The organism is Streptomyces sp. NPDC101191, assembly GCF_044767915.1.
GTDB lineage: Bacteria > Actinomycetota > Actinomycetes > Streptomycetales > Streptomycetaceae > Streptomyces.
Window position 1 is genome coordinate 128337 of sequence record NZ_JBIWOU010000002.1, and the last position, 19817, is coordinate 148153.

Annotated in this window: 18 protein-coding genes and 1 pseudogene; 11 read left to right on the forward strand and 8 right to left on the reverse strand. The window is 68.8% G+C overall.

The window, feature by feature from the left end; all coding sequences use genetic code 11:
• Positions 1–147: 147 nt before the first annotated feature.
• Positions 148–1119, reverse strand: a complete 972-nt coding sequence (locus ACIRQF_RS07660) for an alpha/beta hydrolase (RefSeq protein ID WP_404089798.1) — start codon at positions 1117–1119, stop codon at positions 148–150.
• A gap of 63 nt (positions 1120–1182) precedes the next feature.
• Positions 1183–2178, reverse strand: a complete 996-nt coding sequence (locus tag ACIRQF_RS07665; RefSeq protein ID WP_404089800.1) for a helix-turn-helix domain-containing protein — start codon at positions 2176–2178, stop codon at positions 1183–1185.
• A 703-nt stretch (positions 2179–2881) separates the two neighbouring features.
• Between ACIRQF_RS07665 and ACIRQF_RS07670 the strand changes: the two genes are divergently transcribed.
• The 5 genes from ACIRQF_RS07670 to ACIRQF_RS07690 all read left to right on the forward strand — a co-directional run bounded on the left by ACIRQF_RS07670 (position 2882) and on the right by ACIRQF_RS07690 (position 9416).
• The gene (locus ACIRQF_RS07670; RefSeq protein ID WP_404089802.1) at positions 2882–5665 is read left to right on the forward strand and encodes an AAA family ATPase; all 2784 of its coding nucleotides are present in this window, start codon (positions 2882–2884) and stop codon (positions 5663–5665) included.
• 61 nt (positions 5666–5726) lie between these two features.
• The gene (locus ACIRQF_RS07675) at positions 5727–6722 is read left to right on the forward strand and encodes an alpha/beta hydrolase (protein ID WP_404089804.1); all 996 of its coding nucleotides are present in this window, start codon (positions 5727–5729) and stop codon (positions 6720–6722) included.
• Positions 6723–7001: 279 nt separating this feature from the next.
• The gene (locus tag ACIRQF_RS07680; protein WP_382481203.1) at positions 7002–7364 is read left to right on the forward strand and encodes a YciI family protein; all 363 of its coding nucleotides are present in this window, start codon (positions 7002–7004) and stop codon (positions 7362–7364) included.
• The gene (locus tag ACIRQF_RS07685) at positions 7361–8623 is read left to right on the forward strand and encodes an RNA polymerase sigma factor (RefSeq protein ID WP_404089807.1); all 1263 of its coding nucleotides are present in this window, start codon (positions 7361–7363) and stop codon (positions 8621–8623) included. Before ACIRQF_RS07680 ends, ACIRQF_RS07685 begins: the two co-directional genes overlap by 4 nt.
• 70 nt (positions 8624–8693) lie before the next feature.
• Positions 8694–9416, forward strand: a complete 723-nt coding sequence (locus ACIRQF_RS07690) for a hypothetical protein (RefSeq protein ID WP_404089809.1) — start codon at positions 8694–8696, stop codon at positions 9414–9416.
• 597 nt (positions 9417–10013) lie between these two features.
• Here the strand turns inward: ACIRQF_RS07690 and ACIRQF_RS07695 are convergent.
• The 5 genes from ACIRQF_RS07695 to ACIRQF_RS07715 form a co-directional block, all read right to left on the reverse strand.
• A complete protein-coding gene (locus ACIRQF_RS07695; RefSeq protein ID WP_404089811.1) occupies positions 10014–11204 on the reverse strand; it encodes a caspase domain-containing protein in 1191 nt (396 codons plus the stop codon).
• Complete coding sequence (locus tag ACIRQF_RS07700) at positions 11201–11617, reverse strand: hypothetical protein (protein WP_389752153.1); 417 nt, start codon at positions 11615–11617, stop codon at positions 11201–11203. Before ACIRQF_RS07700 ends, ACIRQF_RS07695 begins: the two co-directional genes overlap by 4 nt.
• 201 nt (positions 11618–11818) lie before the next feature.
• Positions 11819–12376, reverse strand: coding sequence for a telomere-protecting terminal protein Tpg (tpg, locus tag ACIRQF_RS07705; RefSeq protein ID WP_376634688.1), 558 nt, complete (start codon positions 12374–12376; stop codon positions 11819–11821).
• 15 nt (positions 12377–12391) lie between these two features.
• Entirely contained in the window at positions 12392–14740 is a 2349-nt protein-coding gene (gene tap, locus ACIRQF_RS07710; protein WP_404091722.1) for a telomere-associated protein Tap, read from the reverse strand.
• Positions 14741–14828: 88 nt separating this feature from the next.
• Positions 14829–15209 (reverse strand): hypothetical protein, encoded by a 381-nt coding sequence (locus ACIRQF_RS07715; protein ID WP_404089814.1) that lies wholly within the window; start codon positions 15207–15209, stop codon positions 14829–14831.
• Positions 15210–15581: 372 nt separating this feature from the next.
• Here ACIRQF_RS07715 and ACIRQF_RS07720 point away from each other — a divergent pair, with 372 nt between their 5' ends.
• The 6 genes from ACIRQF_RS07720 (at position 15582) to ACIRQF_RS07745 (ending at position 19253) form a co-directional block, all read left to right on the forward strand.
• Positions 15582–16187 carry a dihydrofolate reductase family protein gene (locus ACIRQF_RS07720; RefSeq protein ID WP_404089816.1) on the forward strand — a complete coding sequence of 202 codons (606 nt, stop codon included), beginning with the start codon at positions 15582–15584 and terminating at the stop codon, positions 16185–16187.
• 84 nt (positions 16188–16271) lie between these two features.
• Positions 16272–16394 (forward strand): hypothetical protein, encoded by a 123-nt coding sequence (locus ACIRQF_RS07725; protein ID WP_404089818.1) that lies wholly within the window; start codon positions 16272–16274, stop codon positions 16392–16394.
• 214 nt (positions 16395–16608) lie between these two features.
• Positions 16609–17022: a phosphotransferase gene (locus ACIRQF_RS07730; protein ID WP_404089820.1), complete on the forward strand. Its 414-nt coding sequence runs from the start codon at positions 16609–16611 to the stop codon at positions 17020–17022.
• Positions 17023–17283: 261 nt separating this feature from the next.
• Positions 17284–17499, forward strand: coding sequence for a hypothetical protein (locus ACIRQF_RS07735; RefSeq protein WP_404089822.1), 216 nt, complete (start codon positions 17284–17286; stop codon positions 17497–17499).
• 57 nt (positions 17500–17556) lie between these two features.
• Entirely contained in the window at positions 17557–17778 is a 222-nt protein-coding gene (locus ACIRQF_RS07740) for a hypothetical protein (protein ID WP_404089824.1), read from the forward strand.
• 932 nt (positions 17779–18710) lie between these two features.
• Positions 18711–19253, forward strand: coding sequence for an SMI1/KNR4 family protein (locus ACIRQF_RS07745; RefSeq protein WP_404089826.1), 543 nt, complete (start codon positions 18711–18713; stop codon positions 19251–19253).
• Positions 19254–19319: 66 nt separating this feature from the next.
• On the opposite strand, the pseudogene ACIRQF_RS07750 reads toward ACIRQF_RS07745, so the two are convergent.
• A pseudogene (locus ACIRQF_RS07750) lies at positions 19320–19410 on the reverse strand (IS5/IS1182 family transposase); the annotation flags it as partial.
• Between the last annotated feature and the right edge of the window lie 407 nt (positions 19411–19817).

A 19817-nucleotide genomic window follows, 5' to 3' on the forward strand; every position in this document is an offset into this window, starting at 1 on the left:
CCCTGAGATTTCCCACCACACGACCGGCACTCTGACGACTACCAAGCTGAGCACGTTCACCCGTTTCTGGCTGAGCACTGCAACGAGTACGCAGACACGCAGCAGCAGGCGACCCGTACCGGCGTGCCCTGTGCCTCTCGCAGCGGGTCAGGACGGGTGGAGTGCGGTGTGGAGGGTGTCGGTGGCCAGAGTGATGGCGGTCTCGGCGCCGAGGGTGGGGCGTAGGGCATTGAGCATCACGAAGTCGTGGATGACGCCCTGGACGCGGACGGCGGTCACGGCTACGCCTGCGGTGCGGAGGTTGGCGGCATACGCCTCGCCCTCGTCGCGCAGGACGTCGGCCTCTCCGGTGATGATCAGGGCCGGGGGCAGGCCGATGAGCTGGTCGGTGGTGGCCCGCAGCGGGGAGGCGGTGATCTGCGCGCGGTCCTCCTCGCTGGGGGTGTACTGGTCCCAGAACCACTGCATGCCGTCGCGGCGCAGGAAATAGCCGGTGGCGAACTGGTGGTACGAGTCGGTGTCGAAGCTCGCGTCGGTGACCGGGTAGAACAGGACCTGCTGGAGCAGAACCACGTCGCCGCGCTCCTTGGCCATCAGGGTCAGCGCCGCGCTCATGTTGCCGCCGACGGAGTCGCCGACCACGGCCAGTCGCCCGCCGTCCAGGTCCTTGTCGGCCCCCTGGGCAGCGATCCACCGGGCGACGGCGTAGTTCTGCTCGATGGCCACCGGGTAGCGGACCTCGGGCGATAGGTCGTACTCGGGGAAGACCACCGCGGCGTGGGCCCCGACGGCCAGTTCGCGGACCAGGCGGTCGTGGGTGTGGGCGTTACCGAAGACCCATCCGGCGCCGTGGATGTAGAGGACCACCGGCAGCGTGCCGGTGGATCCGGCCGGCCGCACAATCCTCGCCCGGACACTGCCGGTGGGGCCACCCGTTACGGTGATCCATTCCTCGTCGATCAGCGGCAGTTCGACCTCACCCGACTGGACCTCATCCACGACCTTGCGGCCCTCGACCGGGTCCAGGTCGAACAGGTACGGCGGGTTCGCCGTCGCCTGGGCGAACGCCAGGGCCTCGGGTTCGAGGACGGGCTCGACAGGAGTCGTCGCATCAGACATCTGCAGCTCCTTGTGGGGTGGGAATGCTTTCCTGATCACCACGCTATGGGCTGCCGGCGTCGGTCACTTTCCCGTCGGTGCACCGTCGGTGTCGCCGCAGTGTGCTCCGGGACGACCCTGGAGTTGCCATTCACGGGGCGTCGTACCGTAGGCCGCGCGAAAGACCCGGCTGAAATGACTGGGACTCACAAAACCCCAGCGCTGGGCGATTGCCCCCACCCCCACCTCCCTGGCCATGGGCCGGAGGAGTTCCCGGCGGCAGCGTTCCAGGCGCTGCGTCCGGATCCAGCCGCCCACGGTCGTGCCTTCCAGCTGAAACAGCTTGTGCAGGTAGCGGACCGATATGAAGTGCGCTTCGGCGATCCTGGACGGCGACAGGTCCGGATCACCGAGGTTGCGCATGATGTGGTCCTTCACGCGCTCAAGAGAGGCGGCGGCGACATGCGGGCCCGCGGAAGTAGAGCGTCCGCGGCGCTCGTCGATGAGCAGCGCCATCAGATCGAGCGCGGTGGCGGCGACCCGGCGGCCGACACCATCGTCGAACCCCTCAGCTTCGCGGGCCATGCGCGCAAGAAAGGTCGCCACGAGCGCGGCGCTGCCCTGCTCGCTGGTGAAGGTGGTGGCGGTCAATGCCTGCAGATCCTCGTCCCGCACGTGAAGTTCTTCGCGCGGGAAATGGAACGAGGTGAAAGCGAATTCTCCTTCGAGTTTGATCCTGAACAGGCGGGACGAGTCACTGATGGAGAATTGTCCCGGCCCTATCACGGTTTCCCGCCCGTCCTGCTCCTTTGTCGCGGTGCCCTGCTGCTGGAGGCTGACGATGAGTGACTTGCGGTCGTCTCGTGAGATGTGGCGCTTGTTGCGCTTCACTACCTGTGGTCCTGCCTGAACACGGGAGATGTGCAGGGGGCCGAGCCGGCTGCTGACGATCGTTCCTGGCGACGGCTCCCTCTCCAGCAGATTCACATCCATCGGCATAAAGGTGCCGGAAACCGCTTCATGCCACCGCTCCGCCCGGTCAGCAGCTGACAGCGGCTCGGTGGAGAGAACAACGGGCACGGGCATACTCCTTGGACGTCGTGGACGCTCGGCTGAAGATCCGTACGGGACTCGCTGCCTCCGCTGCCGGGGTGATTCCCGCTGGTCGGGGGCCGGGCTGCAGATCGGATCTGTCTGTGCCCCAGCCTGCCGGGCGACCCGGGGCAGGCGCATCAGTCGGTCGACTGGTCCGTACGTCAATGCCCCGCGGCGGTCGCGCTGCACCCAGGCGAGCAGCCTTCGCAGGGAGGCGCCGCCCTTTCTCGATGCCACCCGTGTCTGCGGGCCCTCGCGCGAGGACGACCGCGACACGAAGTCGTACGCCGCCCGCTTCACCACCCGCCAGCCCCAGCCCCAGCCCCAGCCCCAGGCTCCGGCAGAGCATCGAACTGCCGGCTTGGTCCGGTTCGGCGCGCGGCCGGGTTGATGCCGGGGTGGCCAGGGCCCCCGGAGTTTCAAACAGCGATCGAGCGTCCGACCTGCCCCGTTCGGGCCTTTCCTGTTGCCGTCTACGCGGGTCTCGACAGAAAGGGTCGCCATTCGCTGCGCCGAATGTGTCAATAGTATGCTTTATCTTCTGCCTGGCAGGGCCGGGAGCGCAACGCATTCCGGACGCTGACGGAACGAGGAATCCACACCATGAACGAGCTGACCGGTCCTGCCCACATGCCCTTTCCCCGACTGCTTTCCGCTGGGGCACAGCATGGGCACTAGGCGCAGCACGATGGGCCGACCGGGGCCCGGCACTGGGCTGGCGGGCCGGGAAGCAGAGGTCGGCCGGATCCTGGACGCGATCGAGCTCGGTCGAAGCGCCCCGCAAGCGCTCCTCATCACCGGCGAGGCGGGTAGCGGCAAGACCTCGCTGCTGGAGGTCGCCGCCGAGCACGCGCGGGTGACCGGAGCGTACCTGCTGAGATCCCAGGGCTTTGACGGGGAGTCGGAGCAGTCGTTCGCAGCCCTGCACCAGTTGCTGCTTCCGCTCATTCCCCGCGCCGCTGATCTCCCCTGCCATCTGCGGGAGGTTCTGGAGACCTCGTTCGGCCTCGTCCCGATCACCAGACCCGTCGATCCGATGCTGCTGCGCGTGGCCGTCCTCACCCTGCTGGTCGAGGCCTCGCGTCATCGACCTGTCGTGGTGCTCGGCGATGACGTCCAGCTCTTCGACCGAGACTCCCTCGACGTCCTTGGGTTCGTGCTGCGCCGGTTCGCGGCCGAGCCGGTGACGGTGCTCCTTGCAGCCAGGGGGCTGACGCCTCCGGACCCTGCTGTCGCACACCTGCCGGTCCTGTCGCTGGGGCCACTGACGGTCCAAGCGGCGGCCCGCCTGCTGGACGCGCAACCCGAATCTCCTACCGGCAGGGCCCGGAGTGAGGTTCTGGACCAGGCTGCCGGCAATCCTCTGGCCATCATCGAACTGTGCCGTTCCGTGCGATCGGGCAGCCCTCTTGGGCAGGCCGACGGCGCACTCCCCCAGACCCAGCGGATCCAGGAGATGTTCTCCGCCCAGTTGCGCGCGCTGCCGGCCATCACCCAACGGATGGTGCTCTACGCAGCGGCTTCCTCGGACCAAGAGGACCTGCAAACCATCATGTCCGCAGCGGGAGTGGGCACGGACCTGTCGGTATGGGCGTCGGCGGAGGACGCTGGGCTGATCACGATCGCGGGCCGCCAGGTGGGTTTCCGGCACCCGCTCGTGCGCGCGGGGGCCTACCAGGGCGCCCCGGCGCATCTGCGCCAGCGAGCGCATATCGACCTCGCGGCCGTGCATCAGGACGATCCGGCGCGCCAGGCCTGGCACTTGGCCGCGGCCTGCATCGGCCAGGATGAATCCGTGGCGGCGACCCTGGAGGACACCGCAGAACTCGTCGAGCAGCGTGGCGGATTCCACGCGGCCGCACGGGCCCTGGAACGATCCGCGGAGTGCAGTCCCGCTCTGGAGGATCGGGCACGCCGATACGCCAAAGCACTGAGAGCCGCCAACAACGCGGGCGACACATTCTGGGTACGCGAGCTTTACGCCAAGATCACCGCACTGACGAATGACCGCGACCTGCTCGGCGTCGCGGCGAACGGAGCCGGTCTGGCCCTTTCCATGTCCGGCCATCAGCGGGAAGCGTTCCAGCTGCTGATGGGCGCCCTGGAACCCGACCTGCCACAGGACGCCAGGACAACACTCGCTGTGACCGCCGTGATCGGTGCGGTCGCCTTCCAGTCGGGCCTGTCCGAGGTCAGGCGCCCGCTGGTTCCCCTCCTCGAAGCAATCGAGACCAGCGCCGTCAGTACGACATACTCCGAGCTGGTTGCGGACGAGGCCGTCAACGCGTTGCGGGCGGTCATCCTCTGCGAAGCGGATCCGATCAGGAACGCCCCTGCCCTGTTGAGCCGAACCCGGCGGCCGAGCTTGCTGGAGCCGCTGACCGGCATCGCAGAGCTGATCCGATTGCAGACGTTGGGCGCGGTTGCCTGGTGGGCCGACGAGTCCGACCTGTGCGTGGACACCTTCCGGCGGGCGTTCGCCATGCTCCGCTCCTACGGAGCCATCGGAACGGGCGCAATCGCCATGTCGGCCATGGGCTCGGCCCTGATCGACGTCGGGCGGTGGGCAGAGGCCGACGAACTGCTGGACGAGGCGGCAACACTGGCGGCCGTCCAGAAGTTGAAGCACATCGAAGTCGACATCGAGGCCCTGCGAGTGACGCTGCAAGCCCTGCGCGGCCGGTCCACCGATGCCGGGATCCTGACGGACCCCGCCTGGACAGCTGTCAACCTGGAGGAGAACACTGCAACCCACGCACGGCTGCTGCGCGCGGCAGGCACCGCCGCGGCAGCTGCGGGCGACTACGACGGGGCACTGCGCCACTTCCGGCAGCTGTTCCATCAGGACGGCACCCCCCTGCACTACTTCCTCTCCCACGGCTCCATCGCCGACCTCGCCGCCGTCGCGCAGCGGACCGGACACCAGGAGGAGGTCGAGCCTGTCGTCGCGGCGGCACGCGAAGCGCTGGGACCGCATCCGACGACCCGAATGACGCTGCTCCTGCACCACGCCTCCGCGCTGGTCGGCGACCCGACGCAGGCAGAGCACCACTTCCGCCTGGCCCTGGTCAACCCGGCCGGTGACCAGTGGCCGCTCGCCCGTGCGCAGGCCCGGCTTCACTACGCCCAGTGGCTGCGCAGACGACGGCGCCCGCTGGAGGCCCGCCCGCTCCTGGCCTCGGCGATGGAGGCTTTCTCCCGGCTCGGTGCCACCGCCCTGGCCGACGAGGCGCGGGCCGAGCTTCGGGCGAGCGGCGTCGCCGCGCCGTCCGACCGGCCCGATCCGCTGTCGGAACTGACCGCACAGCAGCAGCAGATCGTACGGCTGGCGGCGCAGGGCCTGGGCAACAAGGAGATCGGGGAAAAGCTCAAGTTGTCGCCCCGCACGATCGGTTCGCATCTCTACCAGGTGTATCCGAAGCTCGGCGTCAGCAGCCGCCACCAACTCCGCGATGTCGTCGGTGTCCTGTGAACGACGCAAGCCGGCCGACGGACGAAGTTCCGATCGCCACGAGGAATCAGAGGTGAGGCGTGTGGAGTACGAGCCCGTCACCGGCGGATGCGGTTCCGATCGCCCCGCCGTGGTCCTCGACCCCGTCGTTCAACGCTTGGTCGACGCGTCGGCGGACCCGCCATACCTGCATCAGCTCGGCCCGCTCGACGGCCGGGAGGCACTTCTGGAAGCCCAGGGGCACCTGTTCGACGACTTCGCGGTGGACGCCGAGTTCTGGGCGGCGCCTGTGGGCCCCTCCGGACTGGTCGGCTTCTGGACCTTCCGCCCCGCAGCGCGCAGCGGCCCGCTCCCCGTGGTCCTTTACGTCCACGGGGGCAGGTGGATGCTCGGTGACGCGCAGACCCACACCCGGATGATCTGTGAACTCGTGACCGCCAGCGAAGCCGTGTTCGTGGTTCCCGAGTACACGCGCACTCCCGAGGCCCGTTACCCCATAGCGCTCGAAGAGTTGTACGCCGTACTGACCTGGCTGACCGACAACGCCCCGGACCTCGCACTGGACAGTCGGAGGCTGGCGGTGGCCGGCGACTGCGCGGGCGCCACCATGGCCACAGCGCTCACCATCATGGCCAAGCAACGCGGCGGCCCTCGCATGCGCGCACAACTGCTCTACTACCCGATGACCTCCCCACATTGCGACACCGCGTCGCGGAAACACTTCGGGTCCGGCTACCTCCTCACCACCAAGGCCCTGAAGTGGTACTGGCAGCAGTACACGGACGACGATCGAGAACTCGCCGAAGCCACGGCCTCCCCGCTGAGGGCGACAACCGCCGAACTCGCGGGCCTGCCCCCCGCACTGGTCGTCACGGCCGAGGCCGACGTCGTTCGGGACGAGGGGGAACAGTACGCGCGTCAGCTACAGCAAGCAGGTGTGGCCGTGACGGCCGTCCGCTACCTCGGAACGGTCCACGACTTCGCGTCTCTGAACGCTCTACGCGACAGTCCGCCCACCAAGACCGCCATCCGCCAAGGCGGTGCCTTCCTCAAGGCCGCTCTCGAGACTGGGCACTGAGAGCGGGGACGTAAACCGCCCCGGAAGCGCTCGAGCCGGCCGAAGAACGACGGCGGCCAGGCGGCCGCAATCGCGCCTGTCTCACCAGGACGTCGGCTCCCCGCGTGGGGCCGGGGTGTAGGTTGATCACTTGCGTCACTTCGGTGTGGCGGCCGCTCGATGGCAGCGCGAAAAAAGATTCGAGGAAAGTTGTCGTCGGATGTCGAGGAGCCGTTCCCCGCTCCGACTGATGGGTGACAGCACGCCAACGGGGCGTGCGACATGGGGAGGACACCCGAAATGAAGTACGTCGCGATGATCTACGGCAACCAGGCCAAGTGGGACTCCTTCCCCGCCGAGGCCTGGCCGGAGGCGATCGCCAAGCAGGAGGCGTTCAACAAGAAGTACCGCGAGAGCGGTGAACTCCTCGGCGCCTACGGCCTGGCGGATGCGGCCGAGGCCCGGCTCGTGCGCCGTGAGGACGGTCTCCCGGCGGTCACCGACGGCCCGTACCTGGAGACGAAGGAGTACATCGCCAGCTTCTACATGCTCGACTGCGACAGCCTGGAGCGCGCGCAGCAGATCGCCGCGGACATGCCGTTCGCCGATGTGGAGCCGGTCGAGCTGTGGCCGGTCATGCACGAGTCCGCGGCGGACGTGTGACCGCCGTGCGTCACGTCGCCGAGGACCTGTTGCGCGAGCTGGCGCCGCAGGTCCTCGGCGCGCTCGTACGCCGCTACGGCGTCTTCGACGCGTGCGAGGACGCCGTCCAGGAAGCCCTGCTGGCCGCGGCCCTGCAATGGCCGGAGGCCGGCGTCCCGGACAATCCCCGGAGCTGGCTGGTCACGGTCGCTTCTCGCAGGCTGGTCGACGAGATCCGGAGCGACAGTGCCCGCCGGCGCCGCGAGGACGGCCTCGCCCTGGCCACTCCGCAGGCCGAGCTCCTCGGCCACGCCGCGGACACCGTGCCTGACGCGGACCGGGACGACTCGCTGGCCTTGCTCTTCCTGTGTTGTCATCCCGCGCTGTCGCCGGCTGGCCGGATCGCACTGACTCTGCGCGCTGTCGGCGGCCTGAGCACCGCGCAGATCGCGGCCGCATTCCTGGTGCCCGAGTCGACCATGGCTCAGCGAGTCAGCCGGGCCAAACAGACCGTCAAGTCGTCCGCCATCCCCCTGGGCATGCCTGAGGGCGGCGACCTCACCGGGCGGCTGGCCGAGGTGCGGCACGTGCTCTACCTGGTCTTCAACGAGGGGTACACCACGAGCGGCGGAACTGACGCCATCGGCCTGACCGCGCCGGAGCTGTCCACCGAGGCGATCCGGCTCACCCGGATGCTGCACCGCCTGGTGCCCGACGACACCGAGACCGCGGGCCTCCTCGCGCTGATGCTGCTCACCGACGCGCGCCGCCCCGCCCGCACCGGCCCTTCCGGTGAGGTGGTGCCGCTGGCTCAACAGAACCGCGCCCGCTGGGACCGCCGTGCCATCGCCGAGGGAGTCGACCTGATCAGCCGGACCCTGCCACGCGGCCGAGTCGGCCCGTACCAACTACAGGCCGCCATCGCGGCCGTACACGACGAGGCCGAGGACACCGACACCACCGACTGGCCCCAGATCCTCGCCCTGTACGAACTCCTGGAACAGTTCGAACCGAACCCGATGGTCACCCTCAACCGAGCGGTCGCCGTCGCCATGGTCCACGGCCCCGCCGCAGGACTCGACCTCATCGCAGCACTGGAGACCGACAAGCGCATGGCCCGCCACCACCGCCTGCACGCCACCCGCGCTCACCTCCTCGAACTCGTCGGCGACCACGCGGCCGCAGCGGCCTCCTACCGCGAAGCCGCCCGCCGCACCACCAGCACCCCCGAACGCCGCCACCTCACCGCCCAAGCCCACCGCCTGGACGGCCCCGCGTAACGCGACGTAGGGGTGCGCAGTGATCGCACGGCTGCGCTGGGCAGCGCTCCCCGGGAGTATCGTGCGCTGTTTGCGCCAGACCTGGCTGATGCAGGGTAAACGCGCCGCCCACCGTCGGGGCAGCGAAGGCGTAAGCCGCCTCGACCACTTCCAGGGGCGCGCTGCAGAACAGGCACTTGACGTTGTCAGTGTCGTCGAGGCTGCCGTTGCCCGCGGTGTGGGTTCGGGGGCTCCCCCCAGCGGTGATGTCGTCCTCCGCCTCTATGCTCCTGCGATGACGTCTTACGAAGGAACGCATCCCACCGTTCTCGTCCGGGTGGGCAACCTCCACGCCCAGATCGACGAGCAGCTCGCTCCAGCCATCCAGGCGATCTGGGAGTGTGGCATCGATACGTTCACCTGTTGCCAGGACCTGGCCGAGAGCAACGCGGATTGGCCGGCGAAACTGCCGCACATGAGGGAGTGGGTGGAGTCCCGCCGTGGCTGGATGCTCATCGACTTCCCGGTCGACGACGGACTCGCCTTCCTCTCTGCCGTAGCAAATGCCGGACCGCGGGATGCCTTCTACGTGCGGATGACCCACTGGGCCGCCCCCGACGCCTGGGACGTGAAGATCAAGCCGATGGACGGGGCGATGTTTCAGGAGCACCAACCGTCGAACTTCGGCCTGCGCCTTCTGCAGGTCAGCTTTCCCGCCTATGACCTGCCGGAACTGACCAGGCGCCTCCGCGAGCACCTCGCGGGTCGTACCGTGCCGCCGGCCCCGGCTGACTGGAGCACCGTGGGTCGCTAGCCTCTGGCCGGGTGCGCCAAGGCCCGGTAGTCGTCACTGACGGCAGCGAACGGCCGCGCAAGCAGCCGGAGCGAAGCACCCTGGCTGTCAGCAGGGAGGCACGGTACTTGTCGCCCACAGCCGCTCGGTGTCCTTCCTCTCACTGGGACAGAGCGTCTCGCGACGAACTCATGGCCATGCTTAGCCCACAGACCCCGGCATGCGGACCCGCTCGCGAAGCCTTGATTGCCGGCGGCGGTGCCTTCGTCGTCCTTGAGAACAACGGTGGAGGTTGGGGCCTGTCACCGTGGCACGGCGAACGGCGATGGTCCGCCCGCCGAGCGCCGGGATTCAGACATGCTTAGTTGTTCAGCGGCGGAGAGGGAACGTCACCAGAACACTGGTGGGACTGTCCGTCTGCCGCGATGGGGGATGTCGAACTGTGGCGCAGCAACGCAAGGGGTACTACCGGGCACGGCACTACGTGCAGCCGTCGTCGGCTTCTGCCGGCCGGTGGAAGAAGCCGTCCACCGGCGTCATCCTGGTAGCCGGTGTTCTGGCGATCGCGGGGTGGAACACGCTGTTCGGAAGCGACTCGGGCGACGCGGGTAAGAGCCCTCAGCCCCGTCCCTCCGGGGCTTCCGCCCCGGCTGATCCCGGCCGGTGACCGCGGCCACGCCATAGCGCGGAGAACCTCCGCCGTGCCCTCCCGTGCTCTGCGGTGCCACCCCGGGGCGTGGCGACGCGGGTCTCTCGTGCCTCGGTGGCGTTGTGGCGCAGCTCCTGCCAGGTTTCGTGCCATTGCTGGATCTGGTCGTCGGGGACACCGCATGCGGCCAGGTAGACGGCCGTGGTGTTCCAGGTGGCGGGAAGTGTGTCGCGGGTGGTCAGTTTGCTGATGGTGCCCGTGGAGATGCGCCCGGCGGAGCGGCGGCTGACCTCCTGCTGGGTCAGCCCGCTGACCTCCCGGACCGCCGCGAGATTCGTCAGGAAGCCGGTGACCGTGCGGATCGAGGTCGGGTCGGGCCACAGTCGGTGCTCCGGTTCTACGCCGGCTTCGGCGGTGACGGGTGTGGCGGGAAGGTCTGCATGGTTGCGTCCCAGCGCCACTCGGGCTCCGGTGTTGCGGTTCCTGGCCTGGGGAACGGGATGCGCCCTGGCTTCCAGGGTCAGGCGCAGATGCCGGTAGATGGTCTCCAGGTCGAGCAGGGGTGGCCCGCCGGGGATGCCGTGGCGCAGCGTTTCCAGTAGGGCTCCAGTGAACGCCGTGTGGGCGTCGCCGACCGGAGCCAGGGCAGTGCGTGTCTCGGCGGAGGCGGCGAGGAGGAAGGTACCTTCTACTGCGGCCTGGTCGGCGAGCCCCTGGGATGCGCTCATCCGGCCGAGGGCGAGGCCGCTGTAGCAGCAGTCGAGCAGGACGATGTGCCGTTGCGCTCGGGAGTCCAGGAGGATCTGGCGCAGCCAGTCGTAGGTGAGGCTGGTCTCGACCCGGCCGGGCTGTGTGTGCGGCAGGGCCAGGGCGAGGGCGTCGTGGGGGTCGATGAGGCCGTGGCCGGCGTAGTAGACGATCAGCGTGTCGGTGGCCTCTGCCGCTGCCTGGCGCAGTGGATCCATCACGGTGGCCGGGTCGGACGGGTTCTCGAGGACGGTCACGTGCGGTGTGGGCATGCGCAGGGACAGCGGGCCGCTCAAGAGGGCGGCGAGGGCGGTCAGGTTGTTCGAGACGGCAGGCAGCTGCTCCAGGTGGTCGTAGCGGCTCGTACCGATCAGTACCGCGCGTGAGGCTCCCGGGTCGGGCAGGACACTCACGTGTCCCGGTCCTCCTCCGCGGCGGCGTCCAGTGCTCTGGTCGCTCGTTCGATCTCCTCGGGTGAGCAGTCGGTGAGGACGATGACCGTGTCGCCGCGGTGGATCTCCACCCGCGGTCGCTGCGGCCGGGTCTGCCGCCACGCCACCAGCGCCAGCACGAACGACGCCGCACTCCACCCGTTTCCTGTCACCAACTGCAGCATGTCGAGCGTGGTGCCCATTTCTCCCGGCCGAGGAGCACTCCCCCGCACGTCGGCCATAGCAGTTCTGCGCACGTCCGGGTCCGAACGAAGCCAGCTCTGCAACGAGCGCAGTTCCCCCGCGCCCGACTCCAGGTGCACCTCTAACCGCACGCATGCCTCCAGCAATCGCTTCTGGGCGCCGCGCCTCTGACGGCGTTCTGTCGGTCCCATCGTCGTACACCGGGCCGGTGCATTGCCTCGTACTCCGAAAAATCGCCCTCCCTACCGAGGGCCTCCCGGCTCTCTGTGCGGGAGTGCTCCGTTGGACGGCGGGTGCGGCAGGGATGCGGAGGAAGGACAGGGGGCTGGGATACGGGCCCGCTCCGGCGGAAGTCCTGGGGCTGCCAGCCTGGTGGCGACGCACGGTTGGTGTTAGAGGTCGAATTCCAGGTGTTCGATGTCGGTGAACCGGACCTCTTCCAGGGAGCCGGCGCGGCGGCCGCCGTCTTGGAAGTAGACCTCTTTGAGTGCTTCGGCGGCGATCTGCTGGAGGCGGGCGTCGCCGGCGCCGGCCTCCTGGGCCTCGAAGAGGCGGGCGGCGTAGACGGGTGGCAGGGCGACGGTCAGGTGCCGGATGCGGTCCTGGTCCGTCGACCCGATGGGGGCGGTGTAGCCCATGCGTGCGCGGGTGTCGATGACGATGCCGCCGGTGGTGGCCGCCTTCGCCTTGGCCTTGGCCCGGATCTGGGGCTGCCACCGGGCCTTCACCTCGCGCTCCAGCCGTGCGGCGAGGGCCGGGCGGGGGGTTTTGATCTGATCTTTCACGTACCGCTCGACGGTGCGCTGGGAGATCCGCAGCAGCTGGGCGACCGCCATGGTGCCGCCCAGCTTCTTGACCAGGTAACGCATCTGCGCGCCCGCGCTCTTGGGTGCCGGACGGGTGAACGCCTTGTGCACCGCGGCGTCCAGGCCGTCCCCGAAGATGGTCATCGTCTACTCCTCCCCCTATTCACCGTTGTCGGCTTCGGTGACGGTGCCGTCCTTGATGTACCGGGCGAGGTTGAGCTCCGGCGCGTCGAAGCGGTCGCGGACCTCCTCGCCCCACAGCACGGTCTGGGTGCCTTCGTGCTTCACCAGGCCCGGGTTGACGCCCAGTTTGAAGCCGCCCGGCAGCGGCTTGCCCTCCCGGTAGGGCAGGAAGTCCAGCGGACCCGGTCCGTTCGCGGCGTAGACCACGCAGTCGGAGAGGATCGCGACCGGGTACTGGCCGGTGAACGAGGCGTGCTTGACGATCTTGCGGTGCAGGTTGATCCGGGTGCGGGAGATCACCGCCGCGCGGATGTCGGGCCGCCACGTCGGCCGCGCGAGGGCGCGCCACGGCTCGCCGGGCCGCCAGCCCTCCCCGCGCGGGCGCTCGCGCAGTTTGCCCAGGCCTCCCTTGACCGTCGCCTTGATCGCGGAGAGGACGAGTCCCAGGTGCGGGTCGCGGTCCTTGTAGCCCTCCATCGCGGCGAGGAAGTCCTCGGGTGACAGCTCGGCGCCCACGCCGAGGTCGGCCATGGTGGCGAGGTAGGCGTCGCGCAGCCGCTGGTACCAGCCGTCCAGGTAGCGGCCGTTGTCGTAGCGGACGTACGCCTCGGTCGGACGCACTTCGTAGCCCAGCTCCACCGCGTAGGCGACCGTCGGGGTGGCGTACCAGGCCGGTCCGGTGGGGGTCTCGCCCTTCGGCGTGAACGGCGAGGGCAGCAGCGAGCCGTCGAGCTCCACCCACTCCTTGCCGGCCTTCACCTTCGACAGGTCGACATGGGACAGGTCGACCAGCCAGCTGCCGGGGAGCTTCGGGTCGAACACCGGGTTGTTCACGTGGGTGGGCGCGCCAAGGCCGACGGTCAGGCCGTTGGCACCGGCGGCGAAGGCCATGTTGACGTCGATGCCGACCAGGTGCCGCACGGTGCACTCTGCATCCGTCATCGGCCGCGCCCAGTCGTACGCCTCCTCGAACAGCTTCTCCTCCGGTCCGCGGACGTGGAAGCGTGGCAGGCCCGCCAGCAGCGGGTGCCCGTCCGGGGCCTCGCACGGCGCCGGGTCGACCGGGTCGCGGCCCAGGGAGCCGGGGTTGTGTTCGGAGTGCCGCTTGCCGGCCGTGTCGGGCGCGGAGGCACGGGTCGGCGGGTGCAGGGCGGTCATCAGCTCCAGGCCGGTCACGGCCGTGGAGCCGCGCGGCGTCATCACACGCGAGGCGTACACGCCCAGGACCCGGGCGAGGTCCGCCGGCGGCAACTGCCCCGCCTCGCCCCAGTGCCGGGTGTCCAGCGCGTTCCACGAGGGGATGCACAACTGCACGCAGGCACGCTCCGAACCGGTGGCGGGGCGGTAGATCCGCGCCCACGGCCCCAGCCCGCGCTTCGTCAGCTTCCAGTCGGCACGGACCAACTGCTTGACGACCTTGTGGTCCTCGCGGATTCGCCCGGCGAGCCGCTCCTCGTCGGTGAGCGTGGCCGGCAGGCCGTAGCGCTCCAGCGCGGCCTGGGTGAGCACGAGCAACGGGTCGGCGTCCTTGCCCGGCCCGGAAAGCCTCGGCTGACCGAGCCTCGCCTCGCCGAGCGTCCAGTCCACCAGAGCCGGAACGCTCCTGGCGGGCACATCAAGGACCAGGCCACCCGTGCAGTACGCCAGAACCTGTCCCTCGGCATCGACGTCCACAACCGCCAGCGGACCCTGGGCGAACCGCACGTCGACACCGTCCGCAGGGCTACCGGCCGGGGAGGCCTTCTGGGACGCCTTCTTCACGCCCGGACGCCGCGACACGGACGCCGGCCCGGTGGGGCGCGCGGGACGGATGTCGGGGGCGGGACGGGCGTCGGGGGCGGGACGGGTGTCGGGGGCGGGACGGATGGCGGACGCGGGACGGATGGCGGGGGCGGAAGCAGCCGCAACGGTTGCGGGGGGCTGGGTGCTCTCGGGTGCAGCCGCAACGGCTGCGGGGGCCCGGGGGCTTTCGGGAGCAGCCGCAACGGTTGCGGGGGCCTGGGGGCTTTCGGGAGCAGCCGCCCCCGCAGTAAGAGCCTGGCTGGCGGAAGGAGCTCCAGTCACCGGCTCCAGCGACTGCGATGCCGGAGTGAGGGAGGGAACTGGTGCCGATGCTGCGGGCCGAGGGGGGGTGGGGTCGGGGTAGCGCTGGGCGAGGCCCTCGAGGAGGCGCCGGTACGCCTGGAGACGTTCGGCCTTCGGCTCCGCGCGGCCCTCCTCCCACGCCTCGATACTCGGCACCCGGACACCGAGCGCCTGAGCGACAGCGGCCCGGGTCAGCCCCGCGGCTTCCCGCAGGCGGACGCGTTCCGCCGGAACGGGCAGGACCTGGCCCTCGTCGACAGCGGCCAGGAGCGCCTCGACGGCATCGAGCGGATCGGAAGAGGGGTGGCTCACGAACACTCTCCTGCACTCACCGGATGCCCTGACGGATCTCTTCCAGCCGGGTCACCAGCCGCTGATAACGCTGGGACGCGGCCTGGGAGGACTTCATGCCCTGATGCAGGGCGATCTGCCGCCACTCCATACCCCGACGGCGGGCTTCGATGACGACCTGCGTCTCCAGCCGGTCCAACGCCATCCGCATGTCCTCGAACAACGCCAGGGCCGCGGCCACGTCCTCGTCCGACACGCCCTGGTCCCCCGCGTCACCGCTCCGGGCGACGCCGGCCAGCAGTCTGCCGACAAGCGCGGCATCCTGCTGAAGAACATGCGCAGGCACACCGTCGTCCAGCGGAAGATCAGCCAGGCCCGCCAAGCGGCCTCGCGGTACGGTCCAGGACTCCTCCGACATGCCACCCACCTTACCGCCCGAAGCAATGGAACAACGAAACGTTGACTCATTGAAGGCGCGAATGTCGCGGGACGAAGGGAGCAACAGCGCCACAGCAGGGAGGTGACCCGACATCGAGAGGGCGACCCCGGCAGATGACGCCGAAGCATCTCGGCATAGCCGCCGATGAGTGACCCCGCAGCAACGCAGCACGTGCGCCCTCATGGCGTCGGGGAGTTCGGCGGTCGGCACCTGCGCTGCTTCAGGCGGGCTTCGCCCCGCTACCCCGATTGGCTGCAGCCTCCCGGGTTTTCTCGGTATTCCATCGCGCGGCCGATGAGTTTATGTCTCGCTGCCGGTCCAAGCTCGTGACACCCCTAGGAAGGACGCGCCATGTCGGAGCTTCTCGTCGACTTCATCACCTCCCTCGACGGATACGCGTCGGGAGAGGGATGGCCCGGGTTCTGGGGCCTCGAGGGCCCCGAGTACCTCGCATGGCTCAGCAAGCAGCCCAAGGCCACCTACCTGATGGGAGCGAACACCTACCGCCTGATGTCGGGCTTCGCCGCAGGAGAGGTCCCCGGTGGCCAAGACGAGTTCAGGCCCGAGGAAGAGGCGTCCGTCGACGAGCTTACGCAGGCCTCCAAGGTGGTGTTCTCCTCCTCACTCGAGGAGCCCCTGACGTGGGCCAACTCCACGCTCGTCCGAGGCGATGCCGTCGAGGCGGTCCGCGCCATGAAGTCGAGTGGCTCGGGGCTCCTCAGCACGATCGGCAGCCTCACCCTGTCCCGGTCCCTGCTACGGGCCGGGCTCGTCGACCGCTTCCGGGTCGTGATGTTCCCGGTGATCACCGGGGCCACGGGCGAAGAACGCATCTACGACGGATATCCGGATGTCGCCCTCGAGATGATCGAGCACCGCACCTTCGACGGCCGCATCCAGCTGGTCGAGTACAAGCCCCGCGTGCTCGAGCACCCGCCGCTCGGCGCCCCCGCGTGACGTCACCCTCGACTTCTGCGGGCCGGCACAGGATTTGCGCTGGAGTCACAGCGCAAGCTCATGACCGATGACGGATGGAGGCCCGTGGACAGCCCACCCCCTCGCGGCACCTCGCTCGCCACCGCCCCGGCCGCCGACGTACACCCTGATCCGGTCGGGCATCGCGTCGCCGCGTACGACGCGGACGAGTCTGCGCAGCTGGTCTGAGCGTCGCTCCCGGGGACTGGTCTGCCTGCCAGGAGGGAAGGCTGTCCATCCGCGTGAACGGGAGGGCGCCGGGCAGGTGCCCGGCGCCCGTCCATGACTCAGGCGTCCGTGATGGACAAGTACGGGTTGGGCTGATACGTGTACGTATAGGTCCTTTTCACCTCCGCCGAGCGCGAGGTGGTCCACGGGCGCAGGCAGCTCAGGTGACGACGAGGTGATCTGCCATGGGGACTTCGGTCCCTGGAACGTCGTCTGGCAGGGGCTCCAGCCAGTGGGAATCATCGACGGGGACTACGCCCGCCCGGCACCACGTATGCACGACGCGGCCCACGCGCTGGAGTCCGTCGCCCCGTTCCGGGACGATGCCGAATGCCTGCGCTGGCTGCACTACCCGGCGCCACCCGACCGCCATGCGCGGCTGGAGGACTTCTGCAGCGCGTACGGTCTCGACTCAACCGCGGGGATCGTCGACGCCGTCATCGCCAAACAGCAAGACAATGCCAACCTCGTGCGCCGGCTGGCCGAGCAGGGGCACGAGCCGCAGGCCACCTGGGCTGCCAATGGGCTCCTGACCGAACGCGACGACAGGATCGCCTGGCGCAAGGCACACCGGCATCTGGTCGAGTAGCCAATTCGGCCTGTCGCCCGGACTGCCGGCTGCCGGCTGCCGGCTGCCAGCGAGATGGAACCTGACCGCCCACACGGCGTCACATCTTCCCCTCCATGGGGGTAGTCCCCGTCCGCTGTCATGGCGTGCGGGATCCCGGATGGACGTGGAAGCCACTCGCCTGGCAGGCCGTCGCCGCCCTGCCGTCGGCAACGGCCTGCCCCGGGCACGCGGGACCGCGTACGCTGGCCCGTACCGCAACAAGGGCTGGGGGAGGCAGACGTGACGGCATGTGACACGTTGAGGGCGGATCGGGCCGGCCGCGACCTCGCGGTCCGCCTCGTCGGCTCACAGGAAGACCCCCCGGACTCCGAGCCGTACGGCGAGGACGATGGCATCATCCGCAGCGTCGGCCGCGGCGACGTTACCGCCGTCACCCCCTGCCCCCACCCCGCCCCCACGCTCACCGTCCTCACCACCGCGTACGCGGCCGTCTGAGAGCGTCACTACGGTCAAATGCCCCCTACGTATCCTCACAGCGGGCGCCCGCGCATTTTGTTCGTCGAGCCGGCCGAGACTCAGGTCCGTGCCCTGTCGACTGTGCAGGTTGCCCAGCTCGACGCGGCGCTCAGCGAGATTGCGGTCGACCCTGCGGGCGTCACGCCGCACGCCAGCGCTTCTGCACTGCGGGACTATCAGCATTCCGGCGTCCGGATCGTCTTCTACGCGACCGCGCTGGGAAGCATCCTGATCGTCACATATGTCGAGCTTGACTGAGCAGACTTGGCGGCATGGCGTCGCGGTCTCACAAGTACAGCCGCCCGGGGGTGATTCGGAGGCTGTTTCAAGCTTTCCCTACTCCGGGGCAGGTGAAGCGGGCGTGGGCCAGCTCCGGGAAGGGGCGGAGAGCCGTCGCTGCTCTTGCGGAATCGCTTGCGGGGCTTGTGCGCGAGCAAGAGTCACTTGCTGGACAGGGTCACTTGCCGGACAGGCGAAGGTCCCCGGACCAGGATTCCCATCGGACACTGCCAGAGTCGAAGGTGATCTTCAGTGCGAACCGCCCGCGCTCCGGGACCCTCTCCTCGTTGACTGCAGTACCTTCTCGCCGAGCTGATCCGCGAACGGGGGCTCGCCGCTGATCGGCACCGCGCCGACGCGGCCTGACTCTGCCGTGCCATATCCCGCGAAGGGTCCAACGTCTCCAAGATGAGGCACCAGTCGGAACCGGTCGTGACAGGGGTGGCCACCGCTTCGCTGTCGAAACAGCCACACGTCCAGCGGGCAGGACGGAGCCTCTGAGCCGTACAGGTGCCACGAGGCGAACACGTGCTCAGCCGGCGCCCGACCAGGTAGTCAGGACGCACACCGCCCTCGTGCAACGGGTACTCACTCACTGAGCGTTTTCAGCTTCGCCGCCCCAGGGTGACGCCATGGCCCTCGCTTAAGTCCTGGAAACTATTCGGCCGAGCCCGCCGGGCACAGTGGGTTGTCTGTGAAAAGCCGGGGGCGGGTGGGCACTTCGCTGAAGGGCCGACCCTGCGCTTCGGGGTGGAAGGCGATCGCGGAGAGGGATGGAACACACACTCGAAGTACCATCTCTGCAAGGTTCTCCGGCCGGTACTTCCCGAACTCCGCAGTGGTGTAGTCGGACGAAGTCACCCCTGTAGAGAGGGCAGAGGGCGATGAGTGTGGCTGAGAGTTGGTCGCGTGTGACGAGTCTTCTGCGGGAGCACGCGCCTGCCGATCACGCGGATCTGCCAGGGCCCGCTACGGAGCAGATGCTCGCGGCAGCCGAAGAGCGGATGGGGATCTCCCTGCATGGGCATCTGCGGACGTGGCTGCTGCAGAACAATCTGGATCTACCGGAGGAAGACTTCGACGACGACGTGATGTGCTGCGGCTTCGACGGGTTCCCCGACGAGGGAAGCTTCTTTCTGGGTATCCGGGCGATGGAGAGGCTTTACGCCAACCGCTCCACGTCCTGTGGATTCGATCCTCCGGACCAGCCGGACCACCCGTTCTGGCGTAATGAGTGGATCCCCTTCCTGTCGGACCAGGACGGCTGGACGGGAAAGTTCATCGATGTGAGGGACGGGCGCGTCGGCAGCTGGTTCGTGGGTGACCCCACGGTTACGGGCGAGTACGAGTCGATGGCCCAGTACTTCGACTCCGTGGCGGAGACGCTGACGAGGATCGCCGATGGAAGCTCCCCGGTCTGTCGGTTCACCGAAGGTCGACTTGTCTGGTCGTGAGACGGTTCTCAACTGGATGACGGCCATTGCCAAGCCGCCCTCACCCTGGAACGGCAATGAGCTTCGTCAGCGTTGCCGTTCCAGGGTGAGGATGGCTGCGTCGATGACGGTCATCCGGTTGGGACTGCAGCGGGCCCCGGCGGAAGATCTGCCACGAGGTTTCGGTGTCCGAGCTGCTCCAGGTGTCAGGCAGCCCGAAGACGAACTCGCCGCCGTGCCGAGGCGGCCGGCCCCGGTATGCGATCGCCGAGGCGGGGCGGGCCTGCGCAGGACGCGGCCCGAGCGCATCCGAGGGCACATGTTCAGACGAAGTCCGCTTCGATGTACGGCGGAAACCGAACCGAGTGATCAAGTACGACGCGCCGTTCGACGGCGCGCGTCAAAGATCAAGTGGGAAGCCATCTCTTTTGGTGAGGTGTCGCCAGATAAACGGTGCCGTTCCTAGGACGAGTGCGGCGAAGGCGGTCAGTCGTTGAAGGCCAGGCTCGGCGGCGAAGCTGCTGTGTTGGATGCCGTAGACCGCGTACCAGTTGGCGGCGAGGTCGGTTCCTAGGCGTTCGCCCC